Genomic DNA, 24,967 nt, shown 5'->3' with positions numbered 1-24,967 from the left:
GATAGTAAACCTTTAAAACTAGAAGAGGGGATATTTTACCTTTATATATTCATTGAGGGCTTCTCTTGTGGTTCCCACAACCACCCTGTAGCCTTCCCTTGCACCGGTATATTTTTCCAGTTCCCCCTTAGCTATTATTCTTTCACCCTCTTTTGCCTGGCCAGCATATGTATGGGTAAAAGAAACAACCTCATCTATATCCACATTTGGACCCTCTATGATGCGAACATCCTCCACTTTATAAATAGCCGGGTTGTCGAATGCTGCCATGGCATCATAGACCCTAGCCTCTATTTTTATCTTACCAATGGGCTCATATACTGTGTCAGCCCATGAGCCCTCTATTTCATCCCAGCTGCGAGTCGCAAGTATATCGAATAATGTGCCGTTAACAAGGCCCCTATTATTTTTACGCTCCTCATACCAACAAAACTCCTCGAAACTCAAACTATCATCCTTGATACGCTTTTTATAAACCTTTAACCAATAATCTCCACTCAGACTCTTAAATGGTCCTTGATCTTTAAGTTGGGCGAATGTTTCAAGCGCCTTCCTATGATTCTCAAGGCCATAAATAACGAAATCAATATCCGAATTTTTAGGATCATGTAGTGATGGTAGAATAGAACCAGAAACCCCCATATCATTATATGATATTGATGCTTCCTCATGGAAAGCGTCAGCTATTATCAGAACCTTCTCGAGAAGCTCATCAGAAGGACCTTCTTCCATAATTTCCCTTAATCGCCTTGTTGGTGTTAGAATCTCTTCTATAAGCTCATCAGGAACCGCTAAAATGATCTTCCTAAGATTTTCAGCTTCATATAAATAGGTTGGATAATTCTCTTCAAGGAAATGGTAGGCCCCTTTTGAATCCACCTTAGAATATCTTCTACCATCCCTTGACCTTTCACCCTCTGGATCAGGTATGTATCTTAAAAATGCAATTATACGATCCTCAGGGTGCAAATAAGAAGTAGTTGCGAAGAAAAGATCATCCACAGTATATACAAAATCCCTTGGCCTTGACATCATAGGATAAAATAAATGCGAAAACTAATAAATAATTTACCCAAAAATTGAGTCTTAATGCCATGATAGTCAAAAGAATAAAACCATCCAAGGACCTGAAAGAAGAGCTTTTAAAAATAGAAGAGAGTGGCATAATAATATCAGGTATTGGGAGTCTTAAAAGAGCCACTTTAAGGTTAGCAGATGAAAAAATAGTGGAAATCGAAGGCCCCCTTGAGATAATATCCATGCAAGGTACAATCACAGCAGATGGCATACATGTACACATAGCAATAGCCAACAAAGACGGGAAAATAATAGGAGGACACCTAAAAGGGGGATGCAAGGTCCACACAACCGTAGAAATCGCAATTTTACCATACAATGGGACTCTAAAAAGATCAAAGGATGAAAAAACTGGTTTCATGGAATTAGACATAGGAGGATTCTGATGATACATGAACACCTCAAGGATAGAATATTATATGATGGCACCCAAATAAGACCCAACTGGGCCCTTAATGAACTCAATATCAAAGGCCCAAGTATAATAACTTGGATCGGGCCCATGAACATAAAAGATATCATAGACTACGAGGACAAAAACCTCGAGATAAAGGCCGAGAAGATGGCCCATTTCATAGTAGAACATTTTGATGAACAACCAGCGAATCTAAGGTTATGTTATCATCGTCAGAGGATACTTGTGATGATACTCCAAGAAGAATTATGGGAACATGACATACCCACAAAGAGGGAAGGTGACGACCTCTACATAGGCACTGGTAAACTTACCGTGTCAGTGGCCACGGCAGCGGTCTCAAGCATGAAAATACACCTTGGAATGAACATAACAAGCAAGGGGACCCCAGAGGATGTTGAAACAGTGGGGATACTAGATTATAAGAGCTTGGGGGAAGATGATATAATAAAAATCGTGAGTAATGTGGCCAAGAAGTACATCCAAGAGATCAGATTAATAGAAGAGGACATTACAAAGACGAGAACAGGGTGATATGCGTTGAAGATAATAATAGAGGGGATACATGCTAATTTGAGATTTTCAGCAGCACATATGATACCTGAGCATGAAACATGTGGCGTCATCCATGGACATTCCTATATAGTTAATGTAGAAGTGGAAGGCGAACCAACAGGAAAACATGGTTTCATAGTCGACTTCAAAGATGTTAAGGGTATAATGCGGAGAATCTGTAAAAGATTGGATCACCGTCTACTAGTGCCATTGAAAAGTCCGCTAATGGACGTGCAAGTAAGTGACGAGGAGGTAGAATTTCAAGTTGCAGATAAAAAATATAAAATCCCAAAGGAAGATTGCTGCCTATTACCCATAGAATCCACTTCTGCAGAAGGACTTGCAAAATACTTCGCCAAGAAACTCTATAAGGAGCTGAAAGAATATAATAAGATGATAAAGAATGTCAAAGTTTGTGTGAATGAGGGAATAGGACAAGGTGCTATCTTCACCTACCCTGGAGTTGATAGGATATGAGAGCCCCTATAATGGAGGTCTTTTCCAGCATCCAAGGAGAGGGGCTCCTAGTTGGGTGCAGGCAAATATTCATACGATTCGCAGGATGTAACCTCAACTGCAGATACTGTGACACTCCCGAGAGCAGAGACCCTCAAAGGGGAGAATTAATCACCATAAATGATCTTAAATTTAAAATAAAAGGACTTGAAACTCCTGATCTCCATTCAATCAGTTTAACAGGGGGCGAACCCCTACTTTACGCCGATTTTATAAAAAATCTCTTGCATGAAACCAATTATAAGTCGCTGTTAGAAACTAACGGATCTTTACCAAGTGAGATCAAAAAAATAGCCCATCTCATAGATTATGCATCTGTTGATATAAAATTACCAGAACATGTTGATACTGAGGAAATTATAGAAAAAGAAATCAAGTCCATAAACATATTAATAAAAAGAGGTGTAAATACATATCTCAAGGTAGTGATCTTACCAACTATCTCCCCACTCTACATGGGACAATTAGCCCAAAAACTTCGAGAAGAGATTTCAGAACCCTCTAAGACTCCCATAGTGATCCAGCCAATCAGCCCGTTAGATTATTGGATTGGGAGCGCTCATCGACTGTTAAGGATTTCGGAGGAAATTGGAAAGCACTTTAAAGTACGGTTAATACCCCAGGTTCACAAAATTTTAGATCTAAGATAGGAGGTTTAGGTGATGGATGTAGAAACAAAGATGACTGTCCATGATGCCATGACAACAAACGTGGTAACTGTAGATCCGAGTATCAGTGTCGCCGAGGCAGCATATATAATGACAAAGGAAAAGGTAGGGAGCCTAATCGTGAAGAGTAATGCAGAACCAGAAGGGTTAATAACAGAAAGCGACATAATCCAAAAGGTTGTCTCCAAGGATTTGAAGGCAAGCAAGGTTACCATAGGGGAAGTCATGACCAAAGACCTTATCACCATAGAACCTGAAAAAGAATTGAATGAAGCCGCCAGATTAATGGCCAGAAACAATATAAGAAGACTACTAGTCGTGAAGGACGGCTCATTAGTAGGCATATTAACATCCACAGATGTGATGGCAGTATCACCTGAACTCACCGAGATATTAGTTGAAAGCGCACGTTTTGAAGAGAATACAACAACATACACTGAAGAAGAAAGACCCCTACCAGGTATCTGTGAAATTTGCGGAACTTTCGCCGAATATTTAGAAGAATATGACGGTAAGTATGTATGTGAGGAGTGTAAAGAGGAATTAGAGGGTGAATAATTTGAAAGTGAAAGATTTAATGACCCCCAATCCAGTGACTGTCCCAGTTGACATGACAATTACCCGTGTGAGATCCATACTCCGCGATGAGGATTTTAGATGCGTTCCTGTTGTAAACGGAGAACACCTTGAAGGATTAATCACAAGAGGTGATGTACTCCATATTTCATCCACAAAATCCAACATTGAAGCAAGGGGGATGATGGAGAAGCCAGATGTCATACTCCTCCCAGAAATGGATGTATACAAAGCTGCCGACCTCCTAATAAGGGCCAAGGAGATACAAGCCCCTGTAGTGGAATCCACTGATAATATGAAACTAATAGGGATATTAAGCGTCTATGATATATTGGCAGGTTTTATTGAAAGGAGGATCCCACCAAAAAAGGAAAAAGTGGGTGAAGTTTTAACAGAAAAGGTCGTAGTATGTGATATAAAGGACCCACTCTCCAAGGTTTGGAACAAGATGGATGAATCAGGCTATTCAGGATTACCTGTAATGAAAGAGGGTAAACTAATTGGCATAATAACGAGAAAAGATCTTATAAAATATGGTCATGCTCGTATAGTGAAAGAATCAGGGGACGTTAGAGCCGTGCCCGTGGAGAAGATAATGCAAACCCCACCCATAGTGGCTACAAGGGACATGCCCATTGATGAAGCGGCCACGATAATGGTAAATAGGGATGTGGGGAGACTCCCAGTAGTTGAAGACCCAATATATGTTAAAAGCGACCCTCAAAGGGCTAAAGAGGGAAAACTCGTCGGCATAGTTTCAAGAGAGGATATATTGAAGGCTTATATTTATTCTTAAAGGTGTGGCGATGCTACCTTGGGATTTTAGGGTTTCTACCCACCCAAACAATTTTTTAATAAAATTTTCACGATTATTAATAAAACTGTGAGGTGTGTTGATGAGGAAAAAAGACACCATAAACATAGTAAAATCCTTGGACCGGGGTCCAGTGGAGTTTGAAAGCAGAAATTTTGAACATGAAGGCGATGTTATGAGCGTCGCCCAAAAAGAAGTGGTCTCAATACCACCCACTATAAATATTAAAGAGGCCGCTGAAATAATGGTTAAAAACAAGTTCAGAAGGCTTCCAATAACGGACCCGGGCACAGGGAAACTCTTGGGGATAATAACATCAATGGACATCCTAGACTTTTTAGGAGGAGGAGACAAATCCAAAATACTCGAAGAAAAATATGATGATAACTTTCTCGCAGCCATAAACGAACCCGTAAGGAAAATAATGACCCGTAACGTTAAATACATAACCCTAAAGGATTCAATAACAGACGCGGTTGAAAAGATGCTCAAATATAATATTGGAGCATTACCAGTTGTCAACCATGAAAAAAAACTAGTAGGGATAGTCTCAGAAAGAGACTTCGTATTTCTAATGGCAGGAATCCTAAATGATGAAATAGTAGCAGATCACATGACAGAAAATCTCATAACAACAACCCCAGGCACCCCAATAGAGGGAGCTTCCAAGATAATGGTAAGAAACAAATTCAGAAGATTACCAATAGTTGGAGAAGAAAGAAAAACACCCCACCCAGAAAAAGAAAAACTTGTAGGGATTGTAACATCCACCGACATACTAGAATTTTTAGGATCCAACAAAGTATTCGACACCATAAAAACAAATAGCGCAGAAGAAGCCCTTAACACCCCAGTAAGTGAAATAATGGAGAAAAAAGTAGTCACGATAAACTCAACAAGCACACTAGGACAATTATACGAGATAATGGCCAAAAACGGTATCGGGGGAGTGCCAGTAGTTGACTACGATGAACTTCTAGGTATAATAACCGAAAGCGACCTATTAAAGGCCATAGCCCGCTAAACTATTTTTTACCAGGTGAGAGAATATGAAAGTCGAAGATGTGATGACCACAACAGTAAAGGTAATGCCAGACACTCAACAGGTTTCCTATGCCAGAAACCTAATGCTGAAACATGGAATAAGTCACATAGTCGTGGTAGACAGCGAAAGAAAACCAGTCGGGATAGTAACAGAAAAGGACATAACCCGCAAATTGAGAGTGGCCGGGCCAACATGGCGAAGAAGGCCGATAGATAAAATATCCATAAAGAGGGTGATGAGTAAAGACCTTATAAGTGTACCGGCCACTGCAGACATAAGAGAGGCTGTAGATATCATGCTGAGGAATAATATAAGCTCCCTACCTGTAGTGGAGGATGGGAAACTTGTCGGTATAATAACAAAAACAGACCTTCTCAGAGTTTATAATGAAAAATGTAAAGGCAGATGGAAAGTTTCTGATCTCATGACAAAGAATGTTATCACGGTCACAGAAAATCACACGATAGCCCATGTAACAAGCTTAATGGAAGAAAATAGGATAGGGAGGATTATTGTAATTAAAGACGGGGAACCAGTGGGTATCATAACATCAGAGAACATATCATTTGCCCAACTTGAAGATCCTGAGACTGGGGTGCCCCTTGAGAAGATCTATTTCATAGGGAGAGCCTCAAAAAAGAAAAAGAAGGTCAGATTAGTTTCCATGTTAACAGCTGGAGATATCATGACAGAGGATCTTATAAAATTAGAAGAGAATGCTGATGCTGCCAAAGCCGCTAACATAATGTTAAAGGAGAAAATTAGCGGAATACCCATAGTGGACGAAAAAAACCAACTTAAGGGTATAATAACAAAGACAGACATCATAAAGGGCATACAATAAACTCTGGGGGGATCATATGAAAATAAAATATCTCATGAATCAGAACGTCACTTGTATTGATAAGGATCAAAACATTTGCGATGCTCTAAGGATAATGAAAAAGAATAATATTTCACGCCTCGTGGTCATAAACACCAACAATGAGCATATAAAAGAGGTTGTTGGGATAATAACTGAGAAGGATATAGCCGAAAAACTTGGATCTTCAAGATATGGGAACCTAGCCCCATCACATTTCCATGTATCAACTGTCATGAGCTCAAATCTCATAACAGCAGATGTTAACATGGACGTGAGCACAGCAGCTGATATAATGCTAGAAAATCATATAGGGAGCCTACCCGTCATAGAAGATGATAAATTAGTTGGCATACTCACCAAAACAGACATACTCGAAATATGCAAAGGCAAACCCTATGAAAAACCGCTAGTGGAAGATGTGATGAGTTCAGAGCTCATAACCATAGAACCAACAGAGAGGATGATACACGCCAGGAGATTAATGATAGACGCGAACATAGGAAGACTACCAGTCATGGAAGACGGAGAACTAGTAGGAATCATCACATCAAAGGATATAGCACGTTCAATGATAGCCTTTAGAAAAATAGTCCCTGACAAATACAAAAGTGCGAGGATAAGAAACCTACTCGTGGAGGATCTCATGACACAAAACGTTAAAACAGTGAAAACAACAGATACCATATCAAAAACAGCATCAAAGATGATAGAAACAGGATACGGAGGCTTCCCAGTATTAGATGATAATGGCACAGTAGTGGGCATAATAACCAAAAGCGACATATTAGATCTTATAGTTGAAATGGAGGGGGGTTAACTAATAATTTTACCCACCATAAAATGTCCTAAATGCGGATCAAGCCTTGAGGTGGACTGGAGAAGGAACAACTCCCTCAAAAATTTCTTTTTCACTTGCGAAAAATGCGCTTTCACAGGGAGATTATACGTCGAAAACTTCCTAGAAAAGAAGATAGCAAAAGCCCTAGGAATAAGCCATGAAAGACTAGAAAGGGCCATTAGAAGACGTGGAGTTAAATTCTACAAGTCAATAAGACCGGTTCTACTATTCAAAAAGGATCTCATGCACATAGAATCTGGTACAGTAGTTTATATCACAGATGATAAACTAGAAATTATAAGGGGCTTCCCAAAAATTCGAAGAACCCTAATTTTATCCCCAACCATAGAAAAACACTTCAAGGACAAGGTAGCAGTCGAGGAAAAAATGAACGGCTACAATGTAAGAATAGCATCAGTCGACTCAAAGATAATAGCCCTTACAAGGGGTGGATACCTTTGTCCTTTCACAACACGCAAAGTCCAAGAATTCATGGACTTAGAGAGGTTTTTCAAGGACAACCCAAACTTTGTAATCTGCGGGGAAATGTTAGGCACGGCCAACCCATACGTTTCACACTATTATCCTGAGATAGGAAAACTAGGATTCAGAATATTCGATGTGAGAGAAAAAACCACGAATAGGCCATTACCTATTAAAGAGAAGAGAAAATTACTTAAAGATTATGATCTTCCAATGGTCCGTCTACTTGGAACTTTCCCAGTGGAGAAAGCCGCTGAAAAAATAAAAAAGATCGTGAAAAGATTGGGAGAAGAAGGGAGAGAAGGGGTTGTAATAAAGGATCCGCAGATGGAATTGCCACCCATAAAATATACAGCATCTCAAGCACACGCAAACGAAATAAAATACGCCTTCAATTATCCATTCGATTTTGGGAGAGCGTTCTTCTTCAGTAGAGTGATAAGAGAAGGATTTCAAGCATATGAGATGAAAGAATCCGAAGATGAACTGCGTGAAAGAGCCCACAGACTCGGTGAGGCCATAATCTACCCTATGGTAAAGACGATAAAAGAGATAGCTGAAGGTGGAGTAGCACACGAAGACACCACCATTAACGTGTCAAGTAGAAAAGAGGCCATGGAATTCATAAAACACTTGCACGCATTAGGCGTATCAGCAACCATTCTGGAATATAAAGATGGTAAAGCCGTTATAAGACGTTTCCACCAAGCAACTACTGATAGGACAAAAAATTTCCTAGAAGGTGGCCTATACTAGTGGGGGTGCCCATTTTGGATGTTATAGCATATCTTGGACCAGAAGGAACTTTTACAGAAGAAGCGGCCCATAGATTATCAAAGAAGTTAATACCATTCGATTCCATTATAGATATCTTAGATGCTGTGAAAAATGGGAAGGTCGATAAGGGTGTTGTACCTATCGAAAATTCGATTGAGGGTCCTGTAGGCGCCACATTAGATCTTCTGGCCCATGAGTACGACCTTTGCATAGAAAGGGAGATAGTATTAAAAGTTGATCATTATCTTCTCGCTAATAAAGGCGTCAGATTAGAGGAACTCACAGATGTTTATTCACATCCCCAATCACTCGCCCAATGCCACAAATTCATAGAGAAGATGGGTCTTAGGGCACATTCAACATCTAGTACTGCTGCTGCGGCGAAGATTATAAAAGGTAAAAGTGGAGCTTGCGCTATAGGCACCCTAAGAGCAGCCAGATTATATGACCTAGAGATTGTGGCTGAGGCTATTCAAGATTATACTCCCAATATGACACGATTCATCGTTATAGCCTTACACGACCATGAGTTCACAGGCTCTGATAAGACTTCAATATTATTCACACTTGCAGAGGATAGGCCAGGAGGCTTATATGAGATCTTAGGATTATTTGCATATGCAAATGTAAATTTGACCAAGATAGAATCTAGACCTTCAAAGATGGGTCTTGGAAGGTACATATTCTTCCTAGATTTTGAGGGACATAGAAAAGAAAAGAATATAAGTATAATATTAAAGGAGATTAAAGATAGGACACCATTCATGAAGATCCTAGGTTCATATCCAATGGATGAATGGTACAAGAAAAGATAGGTAATTATTTAAATATGAAAAGAGAATTGCTTTCCAACAGATGAATAAAATTATAAGGGAGATGGAGATGATCAAAAGGGGAAAAGAGCTCCTCCGTCGTCTAAGGGACTTGGAAAAAGATTGGCAAGAAGGCAGAATATCCGAGAGCAAATATAGAATGCTAAAAAAAGAATATCAGAGGGAACTGGAGGCTATAGAAGTTGCTGAGAGGATAAAGAGGATGCAGGGCCGTTCCACTTCTGAAAAACCTTTGGACCATTGGATTGAAAAGGCCAAGGAGGAAGAGGAAGCCCGTGAAAAAGAGGAGCTCGTGAAGAAATATGTTAAAAAACCAGCCACTGTGAAAAAGACAGAAAAGCCACAAGCCGTTTTCAAAGTGGTGGGGATCATATTATTGGCATTAGCATTCTTTATAGGTAGTGGTTTTGGCCTCTACTTATTAAATTTAAGCCAGGATCAGACAGGTACGGTTCTTGTTAATGAGAGCGCCTTCCCGACATTCACAATCAACAATACCACTACTACAACTCCTAATTATGTGCCCCAGACTTATGAGAACACCACAAGATATTATGAACCGACAACACCAACCACACCAACCACACCAACTACACCATCAACACCAACAAATACTTCAGGATAAAATCAAGTTTATTGGGGGGTAGCTCCATCATGAAAAAGAGTCTAGTTATTCTATTTATCATGGCCATTGTAAGTGTTGCGGGTTGCACTTCCCAATCAAATGTAGAGAATAAAATATTCAAAGGGGATAATATAACATTTGAGTATCCCCCAGATTGGGTTATAGCAAATTCGCAGGCAAATGATACTATAGTGGCTGTAGCAGATCCTAAATCTGTAAATCCACAAACAGGTTATGCTCAGACCGTTGTGGTAATACAGAAGAGGGGATTAGAAGGTGACTTTTATCAAATGTATAATGAAAATTATGCAACCTTATTTAATAATTCAAGTTATCAGAGGATTTCTGAAGGTAACATAACAATAGGATCCCTTCAGGCGCTTGAAAACACTTACATTGTAACGGAAGGTGATGTGAAAAAGAAACAGATGGCAATATGGATACAAAAGGGGGATGAAGTGTATGTGATACTCTGCAGCGCCCTAGCCAGCGAATTCGACAAGGAAAAATCAAATTTTGATATTATACTCAACAGTTTCAAATTCATAGGATAAACAAATGAGTAGGTGGGTGTTCCCTAATCGCACCCTCTTTAATCCAGCTTCTTGGGCCGCTTCTAAACATTTGCTTCTTTCCAAGCCAATAGTGGAAGATCTTTTATATGTGTTGAGGGGAAAAATGCGAGTATATAGGGTTATCCGGGGGGGTCAAGTTTCACTAGAAAATTGGCTATATTCTTCACTTCATTTTCACCTACATACCCTGTATTAAGAGGGTGCTTGCAACAAGTAAGGGTGGTTCACTCCTCTTATCAAAATAGCCTTCGTAAATGTAATTTAAGATTTTAAAGGTTTGCCGGTTACTTACAACTTGTCTGTGAAGTTTTTCATCCCATGCTTTAAGGTCAAATTTTATTATACCACCAGATGATAAGCTTGTCATTGCCATTTCATCTAAATACTTTGGGTGAACATTACCATTAGTCTCCCCAACAAATCCTCAAAATCTCGCCCTTTTTTCCTTCAAAGCCCCTCTATCAGCTGATAATGCGAATGACATCTGCAGTGACGGGTCACCCCAAAAAAACATATACAAGCGCTTTTATCATCTAGGATTTTGATATCTTCAACTGTAAAAAAAGACTCTAGTCTAAGGGCCGTTTCACGATATGAACTGTTTTGACAGAATAAGCAATCAAATGAACAACCCCCCCCAAAAAATATGGCAAGATTATAACCATATTCTGGCCTTGGTGAATAGGCATATCGTAGATAACCGGCTCCTCCACCCCACTGGACAGACCCAATCAGCCACGCAATTGGTGGGTAAGGGGTCAAAATGGAAAATACCGACAGCTTCTTGACTTGTGTCTAACTTGGAGTGTATCTTATCTTTTTTCGCTTTGCGCAAGCGGTAGAAACCATATTCTCATTCTTTTATCCCGCATAGGTTGGCGCATTCATGGCAAGTGACGCCTTTAGGATCCTTTGAGGGTAGACTTGGTGGTATAATGCGACTTTCACTATAAGCCTTTCTCATAATATCTTGGATTATCTTTTCAGGTTCCCTTTTTCAGACAATTTCCACAAATATGGTTTAAGATCCGAGCAGCAGTTCCGCCACAAACTTTGCACCTTGCTTCTCTTCCTATGGACTGATCCATTATATCCATCCTAAGCTTGTAAAAATGGGAGACAACCCCCCATCATGTATATGGTATGTGGGGATTTCTAATTATCATGTAAACCTGTTGATAATAATTTCTATTAGAATATGATTATTGAAGTTTTAGAGGCTATAAATTTATATTATAATAATTAAAATCTATGATTAAGGGTCACAATAGGAATATGTTCACGGTAATCAAAGGGGATTTTTTATTTTTGCACTTGCTGGTAAAAAGTGCTAATTGTTCCTTATTGTGGCCTATAATGCTTATCAGTTTATCATATAACGAGAGGAGGAGTTAATGATGGGATTACCGATATGTGATGTTTGTTTAAAGAGTGGAATTTTATGTCAAGGTTGTGAGGATAAACTTAAAAGTGGTGAGGTGACGGAATTAGAATTGGAAATTTCAAAAGTTCTCTACAAGTTAGCTGAGGGCAAGCTAGGGTTCAAGAGGGCGATAGATATGGGTGATGTTGTTATTATCATCACCGATAGGGATCAGGTGGGTAAACTTATAGGTAAAGGTGGTAAGATTGTGAGGACCATTTCAAGGGCTATAGGTAAACGTGTAAGAGTTGTTGGTGAGGATTCTGATCTTAAATCAGTTGCAGAGGATGTTCTTGCACCTGCTAGGATTTCTGGTATAAATATTGTTTATGGTAAGGATGGTAAAGAAAAGTTCAAGATAAGGGTTATCAAAGAGGATGCTAGAAGAATACCAGCCAGCCTTGATGTTCTTAATAAGATAATAAAGCGATTAACTGGTGAGGATACAACTATAGTAGTTGATGAGTATTAATGGGGTTTCCATGGATATTATATTATGTGTAACTGGTAGTGTCGCGGCTATAGAAGCTGTTAAACTTGCGCGAGAGCTTAGAAGGCACGGAGCGACTATAAAGTGTTTCATGAGTGATGGCGCTTGTAATATTATCCATCCCTATGCCATGGAATTTGCAACAGGAAATGATGTTATATTAGAGCTCACAGGCGAAATAGAACATGTTAAATATGCCGACGCCGATCTAATCCTTGTTGCCCCGGCCACGGCTAACGTTATAAGCAAGTTTGCATGTAAAATAGCTGATAATCCGATAAACGCGCTTTTAATCGCAGCCATGGGTTATGGAACCCCTATTGTAATGGTACCTTCGATGAACTTTTCAATGTATCGGGCGATAAAAGATAATATAGAAAAACTTGCCCGGGAGGGAGTGATCTTCGTACCCCCAAAGGTGGAGGAGGGGAAAGCTAAGTTCCCTCATCTTGATGATATAGTGCTTACGGTTTTAAGAGGAACATCTTTTGGCACTCTGAAGGGTAAGAGGGTTCTTGTAAGCGCTGGTGGAACCTATGAGGCTATAGATCCTGTGAGGGGTGTTTGTAATCTGAGTTCTGGTAAAATGGGTTTGGAATTAGCCAAGGAAGCTTTTATACAAGGGGCAGATGTCACACTCCTTGGGGCTAATTTATCCTTGGATGTGCCTTCATGTATAGGTATGGTTAATGTTGTATCAGCTGCTGAAATGTTTGATAAGGTTCAGGATTTAATTGGAGATTTTGATGTTTTTATTTCAGCTGCTGCTGTGGCAGATTTCAGACCAGAGTATACCAGAAATAAGATATCATCTTCTAGGGAGCATACTTTAAAATTGGAGCCTAATCCTAAGATAATTGATACTGTGAAGACTTTAAATCCTAATGTTTATCTCGTTGGTTTTAAGGCTGAATATAATGTTAGTGAGGATGAGCTTATAGAATTGGCTAGGGAACAGAGAGAAAGGTCAGGTGCAGATTTGGTTGTTGCTAATGATCTTGCAGTTGAAAGTTTCGGCTCAGATAAAATAAAACCAATATTAGTTTCTGATAAGGTTGAAAAACTTCCTCGTATGGATAAAAGGGAACTTTCAAAGATAATAATACAAATTGTATCCCAAAGTTTATAATAATCTTAGGAAAATTTGTATTATATTTTTTAAACACTATTTCCACATGTTAATAACAAATTATTTATATATCCTACTACATAATATTACCCACAAAAATATTACAGGTGGTAAAATGGCATTAAAAAACCTTATACTAGGTTATAGAAAAATCACGGGAAAAAGCCTTGATGAACTTGCAAAAGAACTAGAAGTACCTAAGACGGTTGTAGAGGGTCTTGAAAGTGGTGAAATCAAACACCCCACTCCTACACTGCTTTCAAAGATCAAAAGACTTACAAGGGGATTGGACGAAAAAGAACTTGAAGCCATTGGAAGAGGCTACAGGATAAAAGACTTCCTAGGCAATTATTTCAAATACTTCCTCAGGGGCTTATCCAAAGAAAAGGGAATAAAAACCTCTGAAATAAAAGAAATGCCACCAACAGAATTGTACAAATTAATAGGGAAACTAGACGAGGACTTCATCAAAATAACAGATAAAGGTAGAATAGCAAGCCATTCCTAGTCACTAAATTCAACAAGTAAAGCCATATGATCCTTCTCATAAGGTTCTAATCTAATCCTCTCTCTAACCTTGAAACCAGAACCTTTTATCCTCTCTTCTTCCTCTTTAAAGATTATAGAAGGTTTTCTTGTAACATCTATGCTTCTTGCTTTTATCATCAACAAACCCTGACCCTCCTTCTTAAGGAATAATTTCATGTTTTCTATGAAAAGTTGACTTTGTATTGGTTGTGCCACGTCACAATAGAGAAAATCCACCTTTTCTATAAGATGTAGGTAATCCCTTGGACGAGTAGCATCCTTAAGCAATGGTATCATATTTTTCCGGGTTTCACACACCTTTACTAGTTCCCTCATCATCCTTGGGGAAAATTCTACACAATATATGATACCATCAGGGACCATATCAGAGAAATGCGAAGCAGTAGTACCCGCTGATGCCCCCAAGTATAATATTCTAGAATCTTTCTTAATCTTGAGGCTTTTAAGACCGTTAACTATGGCAGCCGCTAGCTTAGACCTATAAGGATCCCATACACGATATTCTCGTCCACCCCACTTGAATAATTTTTCACCATAAACTTGCATGCGCTTTGTAAGGTTAATTGTTAAAAGAAAATTTTCATGGAGATATACACCTTCTATCCCTTTGATCTTCTTCATGGATTACACTCTCCAAAATACAATATTGTGGGGGGATTATCTTCTCTTTTTTCCCTTTTTCTTTGGCTTTTCTCTTATGATACTTACACGTTTATATAAATCTTCCTTTATATTAGGATCATATTCTCCCGTGAATACATCCTTCCTTACTGCAAGGGAGATCTTTGAGGCTAGTACACGCGCGATTTTGCCACGAACTCGCCAATTTGATCCTCTAACAAGGGGGTGTTGATATATTAGCCCATGTTTTGGGGGTTTAGAGCCCCTTCTAAGGTGTCTGAATAGGGCTTTTTCAGCTCCCATCACTTGGATGGTTGAAGAAGGTAAAAGTGCTAATTTTTTCATACTTCCTGCATGTGCTATTAATTTCGCCCCCAGTGTCGTTCCGGCAACATCCCGCAAATTAGGGGCTAAATACCCCATTTTTGATTCTATATACCCTTCTATGGATTTTCTCAGCAACTGTAATGATCTGATGGCCCTTGCAAATTCTCTTATAATCTCTATGTCCTCTTCTTCGAGTTCCGCCCCCATACTCTCTCTTGGCAATTTTTTCAATTTTATTATATCCTCTCTTCTTGGATGTTCTGTTATGAGTTTAACATAATGTTCATGATCTTTTACAGACTCCAATTCTGGGAAATATATAGAGTACCATTCCCTTATCCTTTCAACAAACTTGCCTATGCTTTCATCAAGATCATCTAATGTACTCACAGCTTGTATAATCAATTTATCCTGTTCTCTGAATGATTCTTCCAATCTTTTTATGGTCATTCCCATGTGTATCTCATATATGATCTCCTGGAATTCACCATCCTTGATGAATCCAATCTCCTTAAGGATTTCCCTCAAATTTTCTCGGAGATATTCACCCCCAATGTTCGGAGACTCTAAAATAACTCCTTTAAATTTCCCATACTTCCATCTATGCACTGATTCTATGGAGATCTTCCCATAATCTTTAAGGAGTCTTTTTATGATCTTCTCCTCTTCAGCGGTTAATCCTTTTTCGAATTCTAGCAATTTTGAAATTATAGATCTTCTGGGGAAAAGTTCATAATCTACAATATCCAAATTTTCATTAAATGCTATGAAACCAGCAACACATGGTACGAGATAACACTTCATATGGGTAGGTTTGTATTCGGCCATTATTATAATCTTATGGAGGGAAATCAATTTGTTAGATGTTAATCTCTGCGGGGTTAAAATGCGAAACCCTACAATGCTTGCAGCAGGCGTTCTCGGGATAACAGCATCATCATTAAATCGCGTTTACCATCATGGAGCAGGGGCTGTTGTCACAAAATCCTTCTCTCTTGAACCCAATATGGGCTACAAAAACCCAACTATAGTGGAGGCCCCCTATGGGTTGATAAATGCTATGGGCCTATCCAACCCGGGTGTTAAATCGTTCAAAAAAGAATTATATAAAATAGAGGATAGGATACCTGTAGTTGCGTCTATCTATGGTTCTTCTCCTGAGGAATTTGTGAAAGTCGCACTAGAAGTCCAGGACATAGTGGACATGATCGAATTGAACGTTTCATGCCCCCATGCAATGGAGGGATATGGGGCGACAATAGGACAAGACCCACAATTAACATTCAAAGTGGTTGAAGCCGTTAAAAAAGCATGTAAAGTGCCTGTAGCCGCTAAATTAACACCGAATGTTACAGATATCAAGGAGATAGCTTTAAAAGCTGAAGAAGCAGGATGCGACGCCATAACCCTCATAAATTCCCTAGGACCCGCCATGAAAATAGACTTGAAAACAGGCAAACCAATACTCTCCAATAAATTCGGAGGACTCTCAGGCCCCGCGATAAAACCAATAGCCATCAGATGCGTATATGAAGTATATGAAGTAGTTGAGGTTCCCTTGATCGGTGTTGGTGGAATAACAGATTACAAGGATGTTGTGGAGTTCTTATATGCAGGGGCCAGCGCAACCCAAATAGGCAGCGCCATATTCTACAAGGGCCTTGGAGTATTCAAGAGAATCTGTGATGATCTTAAAGTTTTCATGAAAAGAGAAGGGTTCAAAAGTATAAATGAAATGGTTGGATTAGCCCACGAATAATATGGGGGCATAAGATTGCATGTTCCAAAAATTTTGAAAATCAAAAGGATCATCAAAGAATCGCCAGATGTCAAGACATTTATATTCCCATGGGATGGGAGATCCCCAGTACCTGGACAATTCATGATGATCTGGGACTTCAAGGATGAAAAACCCATGTCAGTTTCATTAATCGACAAAACAAACAATGAAATTGGAATTTCAATAAGGAAAGTCGGTCCATTCACTTCAAGAGTCCACAAACTCGGAAAAGGGGATCAGCTCGGAGTAAGGGGACCATATGGGCGAGGATTCAGCATTGAAGGTTATAGGATATTAGCCATAGGTGGAGGTGTTGGCATGGCTCCAATAGTAGCCCTGGTAGAAGAAGCTAGGGCAAGGGATTTTGAAGTCGATGTTATAGTCGCCGCCAGAACCTATGATGAGCTACTATTCTTGGATCGTCTCAAAAAGACTGGTGCCAGGATATTCACATGTACCGATGATGGAAGTTGCGGATTCAAGGGATTGGCCATCGACCGTCTAAAAACTCTCAACGAATCATATGATATGGCCATGGTTTGCGGTCCTGAGGCGATGATGAAGGGCATATTCCTAGAATTAGAAAAGAGGGGTATACCAGGCCAATTCTCTCTTGAGAGGTATATGAAATGTGCCATGGGCCTCTGTGGACATTGTTGTCTTGACGATACTGGTTGGAGAGTCTGTGTAGAAGGGCCGGTATTCTGGAGTCATGAGCTTAAAATGGTGAAAGAATTTGGAGAATACAAGAGGGATGCGACAGGTGCAATAAGACCATTAGGGTGAAATGCATTGTTATATAAGATAAAGGGTACTATAACATCATCATTTTTCATCATACTTGTCCTTTTGATATTATCAGTTATAGTACTTTATCCCATTTGGACTATGCTATTTCTTGGGGCTATATTTGCCTATGGTATACGTCCAATAGCAGATAAACTCACTAAATATGTACCTTATAAGTCAGTCTCCATATGCATTGTAATGATAGTAATTCTTCTACCATTAATCGGGGTCTTGGCCATGCTAGTTGACACTTTATTCCATTCAGCTCCCGCATTACTTTCCACGGCCCAGAAGATAAACTTGGATTCGATGGATAAAATATTAAGATCTTATGTACCGTCTGAGTTCATGCCATCGGCGGATATTCTATTCAATGCTTTAAAGGATCTTATCAACAATCTTCTAAAGATGATAGTAGATTATTTTTTGGATCTTATCAAGAGCGTGCCTATGATAGCCCTCCAATTATTCATATTGTTCGCTTCAGCATTCTATTTTACAAGGGATGGTGAACAGATAGTATCCTATGTGTCTTCATTTATACCAGAAGAAAGAAAGGATTTTATGGGGCATCTGATCATTGAAACAGAAAAGGTTATAAAGGGCATATTCTATGGCCATTTTCTAACAGCATTTATAATAGGTTTAATGGCGATAATAGGATTTCAAATCCTTGGATACCCATATGCGATATTCTTAGGCTTGCTCGCCGGATTCTTCCAATTAATACCAGTGATAGGACCATGGCCCACGTATACTATACTTGCCATATATGACTTCATCTCTGGTAATATAGTCCGGGGTGTGATAGTCCTAATATTCGGCGCTTTCTTAAGTAGTATTGATGTTTATCTACGCCCGAAATTGTCGGGTAAATATGCTGATATACACCCATTGCTTTTCCTAGTGGGATTCCTGGGAGGGCCTTTAGTCTGGGGATTGGCAGGTTTCATAATAGGACCCTTGATCTTGGGGGTTGCATATGCGGCTTTAAATGTTTACAGGGAAGAAAAAGCGGCTTGAGAGATTATTATATGTTGAATGGTAGTCTGATTCTCTCACCATTTTCTATTTTATGTAATTCTCTTCTGTAGGCTTCAAGTGGCGTTTCATCCACTCCTAGATATCCTGCGAAGGTTAGTGGCTCTTTTTCTAATCCTTCGAAGAATCTAGGATATCTTTTATCCCTTATTATGTGATGGTCTAATATTATCTTCGCGTCTGTTTCTCTGATTATCTGGTTGATGTTCTTTGTCCCGGTTTTCCAAGAGTCTTTCATGTATCCTATATAGGTTGGGGGGCCGCTTGTGATTATAAGATCTGGCATCTTCTCTATTATCCATTTTACGCTTTCTTTATTTAATAGTTGGGTGTCGCTGGCATGTATCATCCTCTTTTTGTGGTCTATCAAGGTCATTATGACAAATCCTAGTTTGGTTCCTTTTTCTCCATGGGGTAATGCTGGTGAAAATTCCATCCTAAAATCTTTGGTTATTATCTTCCCATCAGCATATTCATACTCTCTTTTGTCCTTTAGGAATTTTGATGCTCTACTCTTTTGGCTTTTATTAATATTCTTGATAGGATCCTTTAGAAATAAATGTTTCCCATCATAGTTTGCCCCGGGAATATAATGGTCGTAATGATAATGGGATATGATTATTGTATCTGTTATTGCTAAAAATTCTAAAATTTTTTTCCGTGCATGTTTTAATCTTTCTATTTCGACCTTTGCCGGGGGTAATGAATATCTTTTAGGGCCTAGGGCAGCTCCTGGATCTATTAGTATATTATTTTCTTCGGTTTTTATGTATACTGCTAAACTTCTCACGCCTAAACTTTCAGATGCAAGTGGGATAATCTTCATAGGGTTACCATCCCATCATTTTTTAATGAATCTGCCTTTATATGAATTTAACATATAACAATATATTATTACCATACCTTATCTTATCGAAGAATTAGTAATAAAATAATTACTTTTATATTACAGTTTTGATTGATCTTAAATTGTAGAAAAAAAGGTTAATAGGGGGGAAATATTGATTAAAAAAATTTTCGGTGTTCTATTGGTTCTCCTCTTGCTGATGATCACAGGAACAGTATCAGCTGCCGAAACGAATTCGACTTCCATATTGGTTATTGGGTCGTCTGCTGCTGTCAAAGATTACAACAAGGTTGCACATGAAGTGATGGATGAATTGAACAACCAAGATACAGTAGTTAAATTTCAGATAAGGTCAACGAGCCAGATCGGAAACATGACCAGTGACGAGATAAAAAGTCTTGTGAATAGCTCCGATATAATACTGGCAGAATGGGGGACGCAACTTGCAGGTAATGGTTCACTCGAAGGAGTAATAAAGGCAAACCCATCAATTATCGAAAACAAGATATTTTTCGTCTTCGAAAGTGGGCCAACACTCGTAAAATTGAGCAAAATAGGCAACAGGAACGTATTCGATGGCGTGGATGAAAATGACATAGGTACATGGGACAGACCAGGGACAATCATAGGGGCCTGCCATGACGGGGACATAAACACACTACTATCATACAAACAAAAATATCCCAGTAACAAGGCATTACACGACTGGATAGACTGTGCAATCTATTATGCAGCTGGTGGAAAAACCAACCTCAAAAACCAATTCAAATGGGCCCTTAAAAAATATGCGGAACTCACAGGGAAAACATGGCCAAGCCAATGGGATCCAGCGCCTCCAGAACCCGCATCGCCATTATCAATGGAATTCTTGTACCGTGACGGTCAAAGATTCACAAAGGAGCAATACTTTGAAAAATATCCTCTCGACCCGGCGAAACCAACAGTTGGCGTGCTCACCTATGTAGGAAGTACTGGTGAAGTATCCTATGCTGACGCTTTTCAGGAAATTATCGATGCACTGGTAGCAAAAGGGATGAACGTCATACCAGCAGTGGGCACATGGTCAAATTATATCGACCTAAAAAAGGATCAAGTAATTGAACTTGCCATGACATTATGCCAACCAAACCAAGCAATCCAAATACTATCAATTAAGGGCATAGGCAACTACACAGACACGAGTTCTATACTCGGCGTCACAAGCAATTCAAAAGCTCTAGTATATGAGATTGCAATCATCGAAAACGGGAAAACCATAAAGACTGTCAATATAAGCTCGTCACAACCAGCTAATGTCTACTCTGCCATGGTAAAATTCTTTACAGACGCAAAAAACATAGTACAATACGAGGCAGACCCTCAAAGGTATCCATGTAAAGTTAATGTTATAATAGACCTTCTAACATTCACCACAGGTTCAACAGTTTCAGGTGCACAAGTTAACAGATTCTTCGACCAAGCTAATGTCCCAGTTTTAAGGGCGATGATAACAAGCTCCACTTATAGAACGCCAGGCCAATGGCTAGTGTCAGAGGAAGGATTCAGTTGGATGGCAGTCTACTGGCAGTGCGCACAACCAGAAATGCAAGGCCAAATAGAACCTATAGCAGTAGGTGTCGGGGACATCGGATATGACCCAGAAACAGGGGCGCAATGGGATACAACAGTGACATTACCGGACAGGATCCAAAGGCTTGCAGATCGCGCACACAATTGGGCTCAACTCCAAACACTCCAAAACAGGGACAAAAAAATAGCCATAGTATACTACAATTATCCACCAGGTAAACAAAACATAGGAGCAAGCTACTTGAATGTCCCGGAAACCATACTAGAAATACTCAAGAGACTCAAAACTGAAGGCTATAATGTCGGTGAAATCCCAACAAATACTACATTAATCCAACTCATGATCGAAAGGGGCATAAACGTGGCAAACTGGGCCCCTGGAGAACTAGAAAAACTCGTTAACAACACAAATGTTATCCTATGGCCGGTCGAAGAGTACATTGCATGGTTCAACAACCTAGATCCAATAGCCAAAAAAGAAGTGATAGAAGGGCCAGTAGGCTACATCGAAGAATTGACAAAGGCTGCAATAGAATACATTAAAAAGGGCGATCCACGCGTAAAAGATGAAATGCTCAAAACACTAACCCGATGGACCCAAGAAATGATATCAAATGCAAACACTTACCCAACAGTGGCAGACAGGGCAAAGGAACTAATACAAGAAATGAGCAATACACTCCAAAAGATACTCGACGATCCATTAAATGACAGTCTATGGAACCTATTCTACAATTACAAGGGACAATTCCTTGCACTCAACCTTTCAGGGATGACAGGCTGGGGTGAACCACCAGGAAACATCATGACAATAGAAAAAAATGGTAAAAAATACATTGTAATCCCTGGCCTATTATTTGGTAATATCTTCATAGGCCCAGAACCACAACGTGGATGGGAAGCCGAAGCAGCAGCGTTCTACCATAGTACAATTGTGCCACCGCCACATTGTTACCTTGCATGGTACGCATGGGTTAACACAGTATTCAATGCTAATGCTCAAATCCATGTAGGTAGACATGCAACTTATGAATGGCTGCCAAGAAAACAATATGCACTCAGCCGCTTCGACTACCCAGACATTTGCATAGCAGACAAACCATCCATCTACATCTATATCATGGATGGTGTCGGTGAAGGGATGCAAGCAAAAAGAAGAGGACTGGCAGTTATCATAGACCATTTGACGCCCCCATTGACCCAGACAAAACTCTATGGGGATTTACAGGAACTTGCAGGCCTCATAACAAACTATGAGAAAACACCGGAAGGCAACCCAATGCGTGAAGAATATGCAAACAAAATCAAAGAGACCATCATAAAATTAAACCTAACAGCCGAGTTAGGCCTAGACCCAAATAACATAACAGATGAGGACATAGACAAAGTCCATGATTACCTATTAGATCTACAAGGGACACTCATGCCATACGGCTTGCACACTTTCGGCGAAAATTGGACAGATGATGAAATAGCACTCATGGTCGCGACAATGCTCTCACCCGATTCCGAAAATGATCCATCACTCCAAAGAATCATAAGCACAATGCTAGGATACAATTGGGACAAACTAACATTAGAAGAGGCTGAGAGAGTCAATGAAATGGCCATACAAGTAATTAAAGAACTTCTCAGAGGCAAGACAATCCAAGAGATAACAGAGAATATCACAGACGCAAAATTACGTGAAAGATTACAAGAAAAACTCCAATTGGCACTAGAGTACATCCAACTCTTAAAGGAAAGTCCAACCAATGAAATGGACGCCCTAATAGAAGCGCTATCTGGCCATTACATCACACCGGCTAAGGGTGGAGACCCAGTAAGGGCACCATATGCACTCCCAACAGGTAGAAACTTCTATGCACAAGACGATAACACATTACCTACAAAAGTTGCATGGGACCTTGGTAAAAGACTTGCGGACATGGCACTTGCGCAATTGGACACCATCCCAGAGAAGATAGCGGCGGTTGTATGGTGCGTTGAAACAGCACGTGACGACGGGACAATGGTATCATTCGTACTCCGCCTCCTAGGAGTACAGCCAAAACTTGACGACAAAACATGGCTCAATGGAGGAAAACTCTCATACATAATACCAACACCACTCAACGAGCTCCTAACTGACCTCAACAAGGTGAGAAACAGCCTAGGATTAGCAAACGTCACATCAAGGCCAAGAATAGATGTTATAGTTACCACTACTGGATTGTTCAGGGATCTTTATCCAAACTTGCTCGCTAAAATGGACATAGCAAACAGAGTAGCCTTGGCAGCTTCCTACTCAAAGATAATAGAGGCCTATCCAGAACTTAAACCAGAACTCGACAAGACCCTTGACCCCTTAATAACTGGAAAATTCCCACAGGCAAAAACATTGGATGCTCTCATTAAAGCAATAGACCTCAAGGACCCAATAGAATTAAATTATATAGCAAAGCATTGGATAGAACTCGTGAAAGGAGGATATGATGGCGACACGGCCATAACAAGGATATTCGCACCTCCAGTAGGCGATTATGGAGCAGGAGTCAACAAGGCAGTTGAACAAATATGGACTTGGGATGACCGTTCACAACTCGCAGACATATACTTGCGCAGGATGAGCCACGCTTACTCAAACACTCAATGGGGCATATCCCAACAAAAGCTATTCGAAGACCTCTTAAAGGGTGTTACAGTCACATACCATAGCAGGAGCACAAACCTCTATGGTGTAATAGACAATGACGACTACTATGACTACTATGGTGGACTATCATTGGCAATAGAAAAACTAAATGGCAAGGCTCCAAGCTTGAATGTTGTCTACTATGCAAACCCAGCCAACCCAGAAGTGATGACGCTATCAAAATTCATGGGAAAAGAGATGAGAACACGCTATTTCAACCCAGAATGGATCAAAGGGATGATGAAAGAAGGATACTCTGGTGCAAGGCAAATATCCTCAAAATTTATAGACTACTTGGTAGGATGGCAAGTCACAGCACCACACTTGGTCGGCAATCAAGTCTGGAATGAAATCACGGACATCTACATAAAGGACAAATACAATATTGGCGTGAGTACTTGGCTTTCAACAGGCAGTAATGCCTACTCAATGATAGACATTACAGGCAAGCTTCTTACAATGGCCCACAGTGGCTACTGGAAGCCCGACACTGGAACATTAAGTCTCGTTGCAAATACATGGGCCTCTCTAATATCAAATTATGGTGTCTCATGTTGTGACTGCAGCTGTGGAAACATAGCAATGATGCAGTGGACCATGCAATACATAAACCCGAACCTTGTGAACGCGATTAAAGCAAAAATTTACGGAGCCACAAAAAACAGCGCATTCGCACCAGCGGGGACACCAGGAGTACCTGGACAGCCAGGAACTCCGGGGGCTCCAAGTGTCCCGGGACAGCCAGGGCCGACACCGGGTTACACAGGAACTCCAGGTACAGGAACGCAGGGGACAAGTGCAGGTTCTATGGGTGCAATGGCTGGAGTAACAGGAGCAGTAGGAGCAGCTGCAGGAGCTGCGGGAGGTACAGGTCCAGGAACTGGGAAGGTTTATGAGGTCAGCAAACCCGGAGGAACATCAACTGCTGCAGGAGGACTCCCAGTATATGCAGTTGTTGGTGTTATAATCCTAGTAGCACTAGTAGGGGCAGGATATCTCCTTGCAGGGCGTAAGGTCGTCTAAGACTACTTTCCATCCTTTTTACTATTTTTTTTATCCGCAGTAT

General features: G+C 40.0%; 25 protein-coding genes. 20 read left to right on the top strand and 5 right to left on the bottom strand.

Going from position 1 to position 24,967, the window contains the following annotated elements; all coding sequences use genetic code 11:
- Positions 1-18: 18 nt before the first annotated feature.
- Entirely contained in the window at positions 19-1,035 is a 1,017-nt protein-coding gene (locus tag DPC56_RS02180; protein WP_112093435.1) for a DNA polymerase subunit beta, read from the bottom strand.
- A 59-nt stretch (positions 1,036-1,094) separates the two neighbouring features.
- Here DPC56_RS02180 and DPC56_RS02175 point away from each other — a divergent pair, with 59 nt between their 5' ends.
- The 13 genes from DPC56_RS02175 to DPC56_RS02115 all read left to right on the top strand — a co-directional run bounded on the left by DPC56_RS02175 (position 1,095) and on the right by DPC56_RS02115 (position 10,641).
- Complete coding sequence (locus DPC56_RS02175) at positions 1,095-1,463, top strand: PPC domain-containing DNA-binding protein (protein WP_112093434.1); 369 nt, start codon at positions 1,095-1,097, stop codon at positions 1,461-1,463.
- Complete coding sequence (locus DPC56_RS02170) at positions 1,463-2,026, top strand: DUF366 family protein (RefSeq protein ID WP_112093433.1); 564 nt, start codon at positions 1,463-1,465, stop codon at positions 2,024-2,026. Before DPC56_RS02175 ends, DPC56_RS02170 begins: the two co-directional genes overlap by 1 nt.
- Positions 2,027-2,032: 6 nt before the next feature.
- The gene (locus DPC56_RS02165; RefSeq protein ID WP_112093432.1) at positions 2,033-2,524 is read left to right on the top strand and encodes a 6-carboxytetrahydropterin synthase; all 492 of its coding nucleotides are present in this window, start codon (positions 2,033-2,035) and stop codon (positions 2,522-2,524) included.
- Positions 2,521-3,213, top strand: coding sequence for a 7-carboxy-7-deazaguanine synthase QueE (locus DPC56_RS02160; RefSeq protein WP_112093431.1), 693 nt, complete (start codon positions 2,521-2,523; stop codon positions 3,211-3,213). Before DPC56_RS02165 ends, DPC56_RS02160 begins: the two co-directional genes overlap by 4 nt.
- 12 nt (positions 3,214-3,225) lie before the next feature.
- Positions 3,226-3,789, top strand: coding sequence for a CBS domain-containing protein (locus DPC56_RS02155; protein WP_112093430.1), 564 nt, complete (start codon positions 3,226-3,228; stop codon positions 3,787-3,789).
- A gap of 7 nt (positions 3,790-3,796) precedes the next feature.
- Entirely contained in the window at positions 3,797-4,603 is an 807-nt protein-coding gene (locus tag DPC56_RS02150; RefSeq protein WP_348638831.1) for a CBS domain-containing protein, read from the top strand.
- A gap of 100 nt (positions 4,604-4,703) precedes the next feature.
- On the top strand, positions 4,704-5,645 hold the full coding sequence (locus DPC56_RS02145) for a CBS domain-containing protein (RefSeq protein WP_112093428.1): 942 nt from the start codon (positions 4,704-4,706) through the stop codon (positions 5,643-5,645).
- A gap of 25 nt (positions 5,646-5,670) precedes the next feature.
- A complete protein-coding gene (locus DPC56_RS02140; RefSeq protein ID WP_112093427.1) occupies positions 5,671-6,510 on the top strand; it encodes a CBS domain-containing protein in 840 nt (279 codons plus the stop codon).
- A gap of 16 nt (positions 6,511-6,526) precedes the next feature.
- Positions 6,527-7,348 (top strand): CBS domain-containing protein, encoded by an 822-nt coding sequence (locus DPC56_RS02135; RefSeq protein ID WP_112093426.1) that lies wholly within the window; start codon positions 6,527-6,529, stop codon positions 7,346-7,348.
- 51 nt (positions 7,349-7,399) lie between these two features.
- The gene (locus DPC56_RS02130) at positions 7,400-8,608 is read left to right on the top strand and encodes an RNA ligase (protein ID WP_112093425.1); all 1,209 of its coding nucleotides are present in this window, start codon (positions 7,400-7,402) and stop codon (positions 8,606-8,608) included.
- Between the two features lie 11 nt (positions 8,609-8,619).
- Complete coding sequence (pheA, locus tag DPC56_RS02125; protein ID WP_112093532.1) at positions 8,620-9,444, top strand: prephenate dehydratase; 825 nt, start codon at positions 8,620-8,622, stop codon at positions 9,442-9,444.
- Between the two features lie 61 nt (positions 9,445-9,505).
- Positions 9,506-10,087, top strand: a complete 582-nt coding sequence (locus DPC56_RS02120) for a hypothetical protein (RefSeq protein ID WP_245923827.1) — start codon at positions 9,506-9,508, stop codon at positions 10,085-10,087.
- Positions 10,088-10,116: 29 nt separating this feature from the next.
- Positions 10,117-10,641, top strand: a complete 525-nt coding sequence (locus DPC56_RS02115) for a PsbP-related protein (protein ID WP_112093423.1) — start codon at positions 10,117-10,119, stop codon at positions 10,639-10,641.
- Positions 10,642-10,840: 199 nt separating this feature from the next.
- Here the strand turns inward: DPC56_RS02115 and DPC56_RS02110 are convergent, their stop codons facing one another.
- Positions 10,841-11,035, bottom strand: a complete 195-nt coding sequence (locus DPC56_RS02110) for a hypothetical protein (RefSeq protein ID WP_220084804.1) — start codon at positions 11,033-11,035, stop codon at positions 10,841-10,843.
- 1,021 nt (positions 11,036-12,056) lie between these two features.
- Between DPC56_RS02110 and DPC56_RS02105 the strand changes: the two genes are divergently transcribed.
- The 3 genes from DPC56_RS02105 to DPC56_RS02095 all read left to right on the top strand — a co-directional run bounded on the left by DPC56_RS02105 (position 12,057) and on the right by DPC56_RS02095 (position 14,212).
- A complete protein-coding gene (locus tag DPC56_RS02105; protein ID WP_348638829.1) occupies positions 12,057-12,557 on the top strand; it encodes a KH domain-containing protein in 501 nt (166 codons plus the stop codon).
- Positions 12,558-12,567: 10 nt separating this feature from the next.
- Complete coding sequence (gene coaBC / locus DPC56_RS02100; RefSeq protein WP_112093530.1) at positions 12,568-13,704, top strand: bifunctional phosphopantothenoylcysteine decarboxylase/phosphopantothenate--cysteine ligase CoaBC; 1,137 nt, start codon at positions 12,568-12,570, stop codon at positions 13,702-13,704.
- Between the two features lie 115 nt (positions 13,705-13,819).
- Positions 13,820-14,212: a helix-turn-helix domain-containing protein gene (locus DPC56_RS02095; protein WP_112093421.1), complete on the top strand. Its 393-nt coding sequence runs from the start codon at positions 13,820-13,822 to the stop codon at positions 14,210-14,212.
- Here DPC56_RS02095 and DPC56_RS02090 read toward each other — a convergent pair.
- Both DPC56_RS02090 and DPC56_RS02085 read right to left on the bottom strand, forming a co-directional pair.
- On the bottom strand, positions 14,209-14,874 hold the full coding sequence (locus DPC56_RS02090) for a fibrillarin-like rRNA/tRNA 2'-O-methyltransferase (protein WP_112093420.1): 666 nt from the start codon (positions 14,872-14,874) through the stop codon (positions 14,209-14,211). The two genes, DPC56_RS02095 and DPC56_RS02090, sit on opposite strands and share 4 nt — an antisense overlap.
- 36 nt (positions 14,875-14,910) lie before the next feature.
- Positions 14,911-16,005 (bottom strand): NOP5/NOP56 family protein, encoded by a 1,095-nt coding sequence (locus tag DPC56_RS02085; protein ID WP_112093529.1) that lies wholly within the window; start codon positions 16,003-16,005, stop codon positions 14,911-14,913.
- Positions 16,006-16,057: 52 nt separating this feature from the next.
- Here DPC56_RS02085 and DPC56_RS02080 point away from each other — a divergent pair, with 52 nt between their 5' ends.
- Genes DPC56_RS02080 through DPC56_RS02070 form a run of 3 tightly spaced genes read left to right on the top strand, consistent with a single transcriptional unit; the run spans position 16,058 to position 18,793 of the window.
- A complete protein-coding gene (locus DPC56_RS02080; RefSeq protein WP_112093419.1) occupies positions 16,058-16,960 on the top strand; it encodes a dihydroorotate dehydrogenase in 903 nt (300 codons plus the stop codon).
- Between the two features lie 15 nt (positions 16,961-16,975).
- Positions 16,976-17,767 (top strand): dihydroorotate dehydrogenase electron transfer subunit, encoded by a 792-nt coding sequence (locus tag DPC56_RS02075; RefSeq protein WP_112093418.1) that lies wholly within the window; start codon positions 16,976-16,978, stop codon positions 17,765-17,767.
- Positions 17,768-17,773: 6 nt separating this feature from the next.
- Entirely contained in the window at positions 17,774-18,793 is a 1,020-nt protein-coding gene (locus tag DPC56_RS02070; protein ID WP_112093417.1) for an AI-2E family transporter, read from the top strand.
- Positions 18,794-18,800: 7 nt separating this feature from the next.
- On the opposite strand, the gene DPC56_RS02065 is transcribed toward DPC56_RS02070, so the two are convergent.
- Positions 18,801-19,637, bottom strand: coding sequence for an MBL fold metallo-hydrolase (locus DPC56_RS02065; RefSeq protein WP_112093416.1), 837 nt, complete (start codon positions 19,635-19,637; stop codon positions 18,801-18,803).
- 175 nt (positions 19,638-19,812) lie between these two features.
- On the opposite strand from DPC56_RS02065, the gene DPC56_RS02060 reads away from it, so the two are divergent.
- Positions 19,813-24,924 carry a cobaltochelatase subunit CobN gene (locus DPC56_RS02060; RefSeq protein WP_281267916.1) on the top strand — a complete coding sequence of 1,704 codons (5,112 nt, stop codon included), beginning with the start codon at positions 19,813-19,815 and terminating at the stop codon, positions 24,922-24,924.
- Positions 24,925-24,967: the final 43 nt, after the last annotated feature.

It is taken from the genome of Methanothermobacter tenebrarum, assembly GCF_003264935.1.
Lineage (GTDB): Archaea > Methanobacteriota > Methanobacteria > Methanobacteriales > DSM-23052 > Methanothermobacter_A > Methanothermobacter_A tenebrarum_A.
The sequence above is the reverse complement of the archived record's forward strand: the minus strand, read 5'-3'. Positions and strand labels throughout refer to the sequence as shown.